The sequence below is a fragment of the Acinetobacter sp. AOR18_HL genome, from assembly GCF_027855145.1.
Taxonomy (GTDB): Bacteria; Pseudomonadota; Gammaproteobacteria; order Pseudomonadales; family Moraxellaceae; genus Acinetobacter; species Acinetobacter pittii.
The window spans coordinates 1-3,161 of the sequence record NZ_JAKTIG010000041.1 but is presented as its reverse complement, the minus strand read 5'-3'; the positions used below and the strand labels follow the sequence as shown (position 1 = coordinate 3,161).

Sequence of the window (3,161 nt, the reverse complement as noted above, 5' to 3'; positions counted from 1 at the left end):
TTTCTAGGACGAGTATTCAGTGACATGGCAACTTGATTTAAATAATGCTGATCTGCCTGATTTAAATCAATCCCTTTAGGTAAATATTGCCTAATTAAACCATTCATATTTTCGCATGTGCCTTTTTGCCAAGGTGAATGTGGGTCACAGAAATATACATCTATGCCTAAATCTTCTTCGAGTATTTTATGTTCTGACATCTCGCGTCCACGGTCATAGGTCAACGTTTTACGCAGTTCTGCAGGTAAATATTTCAGAGCTTCAGTTAAAGCCTTGCGCACTGATTCTGCCTTTGCATCAGGTAATGTTGCCAAGATACAGAGCCGTGTATTTCGTTCAATAAGTGTTGCTATCGAACTTTTATTGTCTTTACCTTTAATTAAATCAGCTTCCCAATGACCCGGTATTTTTCTTTCTTGAACTTCGGCTGGGCGCTCATGAATAGTTTTAATATCCTGTAATATAGAATCTTTTTTAGGTTCACCGTTAGCTTTTCGCTTTTTATTTTCATGACGCAGACAGGATAATAAGTCTTTTTTCAACTCACCCTTGGGTAATGCTCGTATCGTTGAATAAATCGTTGTATGGCTTACATTCATTGTTTGATCCAAATCAGGAAATGTCTTTAAACGCTTTGCTATTTGCTGAGGAGACCATAAACAACGGATCGCTTCAACAATAAATTTCCAGAGGATTGAATCGATTTTGAGTTTTCTGTGACCACGTCTACGTCTAGCGAAGGTGTTATCAGAAGCATATCGAGCTTGATAAACGTCATTGATGCTATTTCTTTTAAGCTCACGATAGATCGTACTAGGATGTCTTTTAATGAGTTCAGCAAATTTTCTGGCTGAAAAGCCTTCTTTTCTTGACTCAAGCATTAATGCAGTACGATCTTCAAAGTTAAGATGATGGTATGACAATTTTATATACTCCATAAACCCTTTAAATTAATTAGGTGGTTTATGTCGCACTTCAAGTTTTACTCTGCCCTTCTTAACCAGAATAATCCTAAAGAAATTAAAATTGTTGGAATGGATGAAGTAAAAAAATTTACCAATAGTAGTGACAATAAAATCAATGGTAAGATCAAAAATTAATAGAAAGAGTAAAATAATGAAAATTTGTATAGGTGGTGATCTCAACGGTCAGGTTGTTGAGAAAGATGTTTATTCATTTAAAGCTGCTGAAATTGATCCAGAGAAGAAGTCAGAATATTTCATTCAAAGTTATATTCTTGGAGATAAGCGATTAAGGTTTTGGATTTGTTTTGATATAGATTTTCATGAAGCCTCACAAATCGTTGAAAAAATAATTAGAGGCCAAAATTAATAATTCAGAAAAGTTGATATTATTTTTAATTTATATTAAATTATGAGAACTGGTTAACGCTTTAGTTTTTGTAGTTTATAGTCCGCAACTTCCCCAAGGTGCGGACTTTTTTTATTTATATAGAAATGATAAATTTTATCTTCATTTAAGGGGGAATTATGTTTAAGAATAACCGTCATAATCAACATTACATTGCTCAAGTAGAGCAAAAACTAAACTCAATTGATCCGACACGCGATAAAAAGAAAAGGAGAATTTTTGAATATGAGCTTCAAGATAGGGAGAAACTAAAATACAAACTCACAGACCCAAATGGAGTAAAAATTGAGAGTAATTTAAGTGCAAATGATTTGTATTCTTTTGAACTTTTTTCAGATAAAACAACAAGTAATTTCGAAATTTTTTTTGGAAGATATGAAAACAATATTGAGAAACTTACGTCTGAGTTAATTACTAAATTACAAAATCGAGAGAACATTGATAAAGAACTATTACATAAACTTGTTTTTGCTAAATTATTAAATTTTATTAGAAATCCTTTTAGTATTGAAAAAGTAATTAATACATTTGGTAAGTGCGCTGATCTTAAGCCTGTAGATGCTGTTTTATTAGCTGAATATGAGAAATTAGAAATCAATAATCCATTGATTGATGATAATTTGTTAATTCAATTAAAAGTTACTAGAGAGCAGTTTGTTACTTGGTTGAAAACAATTTTTATTCTTATAGTTATGGAAATAAATGGAAAAACAATTGGAGAATTATTTGTTGAATCAATATTAGATGAGTCAAGTCATACAGTATTGATGAGACTTTATAGCTATGATTCGGAAATATGGCAGAGTAAAACTTGAAGTGCGACATAAACCACCTAATTAATTTAAAGGGTTTATGGAGTATATAAAATTGTCATACCATCATCTTAACTTTGAAGATCGTACTGCATTAATGCTTGAGTCAAGAAAAGAAGGCTTTTCAGCCAGAAAATTTGCTGAACTCATTAAAAGACATCCTAGTACGATCTATCGTGAGCTTAAAAGAAATAGCATCAATGACGTTTATCAAGCTCGATATGCTTCTGATAACACCTTCGCTAGACGTAGACGTGGTCACAGAAAACTCAAAATCGATTCAATCCTCTGGAAATTTATTGTTGAAGCGATCCGTTGTTTATGGTCTCCTCAGCAAATAGCAAAGCGTTTAAAGACATTTCCTGATTTGGATCAAACAATGAATGTAAGCCATACAACGATTTATTCAACGATACGAGCATTACCCAAGGGTGAGTTGAAAAAAGACTTATTATCCTGTCTGCGTCATGAAAATAAAAAGCGAAAAGCTAACGGTGAACCTAAAAAAGATTCTATATTACAGGATATTAAAACTATTCATGAGCGCCCAGCCGAAGTTCAAGAAAGAAAAATACCGGGTCATTGGGAAGCTGATTTAATTAAAGGTAAAGACAATAAAAGTTCGATAGCAACACTTATTGAACGAAATACACGGCTCTGTATCTTGGCAACATTACCTGATGCAAAGGCAGAATCAGTGCGCAAGGCTTTAACTGAAGCTCTGAAATATTTACCTGCAGAACTGCGTAAAACGTTGACCTATGACCGTGGACGCGAGATGTCAGAACATAAAATACTCGAAGAAGATTTAGGCATAGATGTATATTTCTGTGACCCACATTCACCTTGGCAAAAAGGCACATGCGAAAATATGAATGGTTTAATTAGGCAATATTTACCTAAAGGGATTGATTTAAATCAGGCAGATCAGCATTATTTAAATCAAGTTGCCATGTCACTGAATACTCGTCCTAGAAA

At 33.3% G+C, this 3,161-nt stretch carries 4 protein-coding genes; 3 read left to right on the top strand and 1 reads right to left on the bottom strand.

The window, feature by feature from the left end; translation table 11 throughout:
- Nucleotides 1-938 (bottom strand): IS30-like element ISAba125 family transposase (locus tag MKL51_RS11750; protein ID WP_079396101.1); only part of this gene is annotated, 938 nt, incomplete at its 3' end.
- A gap of 178 nt (nt 939-1,116) precedes the next feature.
- Here MKL51_RS11750 and MKL51_RS11745 point away from each other — a divergent pair.
- The 3 genes from MKL51_RS11745 to MKL51_RS11735 form a co-directional block, all read left to right on the top strand.
- A complete protein-coding gene (locus MKL51_RS11745; RefSeq protein ID WP_057073769.1) occupies nt 1,117-1,332 on the top strand; it encodes a hypothetical protein in 216 nt (71 codons plus the stop codon).
- A 158-nt stretch (nt 1,333-1,490) separates the two neighbouring features.
- On the top strand, nt 1,491-2,186 hold the full coding sequence (locus tag MKL51_RS11740; protein WP_270904324.1) for a hypothetical protein: 696 nt from the start codon (nt 1,491-1,493) through the stop codon (nt 2,184-2,186).
- Between the two features lie 37 nt (nt 2,187-2,223).
- Nucleotides 2,224-3,161, top strand: a 938-nt coding sequence (locus MKL51_RS11735) for an IS30-like element ISAba125 family transposase (protein WP_079396101.1), incomplete at its 3' end; no start/stop codon positions are given.